The sequence below is a fragment of the Campylobacter sp. RM16188 genome (assembly GCF_012978795.1).
Lineage (GTDB): Bacteria > Campylobacterota > Campylobacteria > Campylobacterales > Campylobacteraceae > Campylobacter_A > Campylobacter_A canis.
This window is the reverse complement of sequence record NZ_LIWQ01000043.1, coordinates 1-704: the sequence shown is the minus strand read 5'-3', so window position 1 is coordinate 704 and position 704 is coordinate 1. Positions and strand designations below refer to the sequence as shown.

Genomic DNA, 704 nt, shown 5'->3' with positions numbered 1-704 from the left:
AAATGAACTCGCATGCGCAGTATTTTAGATATGTAGCCATACTTGACTCAAGAGTTCGCCCTAACCACAAAAAACTACATGGGCTCATACTTCCAAAAACTGATAAATTTTGGGACAAAAATTATCCGCCTAACGACTGGGGATGCAGATGTAAGGTTCAAGTATTAACAGAGGATGAGCTTAAAAGCGAAGGCTGGCAAGTGTCTAAAAGCACTCCTTTAAATATAGCCGATAAAGACTGGGCTTATAATGTAGGCAAAGCGGATAACAAGGATAAAATTTTAAAAGAAAAAATCAAAAAAATAGATAAAGACTCCGCCCTTGCAAAAGCTGCACTATCGGAGCTTAAAACCCTGGAGCAAGATCGAAAGCTTTATGTTTGGCAGCAAGGGCTTAATGATATGCTAAAAGTTCTGATTAGCGGCTCAATCATTAAAAACAAAGCCTTTCAAGTAGTTCAAGTGGGCGAGTTAAAACCAAACATAAAAAAAGCCCTAAATAATCAAGGTATAGCGCCAAAGGCTAAGAGTATAGCCATATATCAAAACACGATTTCGCATATTACCAGAGATAGCAAACCGAAAGCAAAAAAGCCGAATATCGATGAAATAAAGGCTATCGTAAGTGTCTTTGATAGAGCTAAACATGTATATTATGATAGTCAAGAAAACGTGTTATTATATTTTTACTCAAGCCTACAGCAA

The 704-nt window shown here is 36.9% G+C and carries 1 protein-coding gene; it reads left to right on the top strand.

What is annotated here, in order from left to right:
• The coding region (locus CDOM16188_RS11110; protein ID WP_172202213.1) for a phage minor head protein at window positions 1-704 on the top strand (704 nt) is incomplete at both ends.